We start from the raw sequence: 441 nt of genomic DNA, 5'->3' as shown, positions 1-441 counted from the left end.
GTCCAAATGCAGGTGGAAAAACAGTTACATTAAAAACTGTAGGTATTTTAAYACTTATGACTCAATGTGGATTTGATATATGTGCAAGTGAAGATACACAAATTAGTGTTTTTGAAAAAATATTTGTAGATATTGGTGATAATCAAAGTATTGAAAATGCWTTAAGTACATTTTCATCTCATATAAACAATATAGCTAATATTATGGATAGTGCTAACAATAAAACTTTAGTATTATTTGATGAAATAGGCTCTGGTACTGAGCCAAATGAAGGTGCTAGTCTTGCAATTGCTATACTTGAAGAGTTTTACCAAATGGGAGTTATATTAGTTGCATCTACTCATTATGGAGAAATTAAAAAATTTGCAACAGAACATCCTCATTTTGAAAATGCAGGWATGATGTTTGATAAAGAAACCTTAGAGCCTATGTATAAACTTA

At 29.5% G+C, this 441-nt stretch carries 1 protein-coding gene; it reads left to right on the top strand.

Going from position 1 to position 441, the window contains the following annotated elements; translation table 11 throughout:
• On the top strand, window positions 1-441 hold a 441-nt coding region (locus G3997_RS05770; protein WP_442971263.1), incomplete at both ends, for a MutS-related protein.

Source organism: Romboutsia sp. 13368 (assembly GCF_018336475.1).
In the GTDB taxonomy this organism is placed as follows: domain Bacteria; phylum Bacillota; class Clostridia; order Peptostreptococcales; family Peptostreptococcaceae; genus Romboutsia.
Note: the sequence above shows the minus strand (reverse complement) of the source record. Positions and strands in the feature narration are given on the sequence as shown.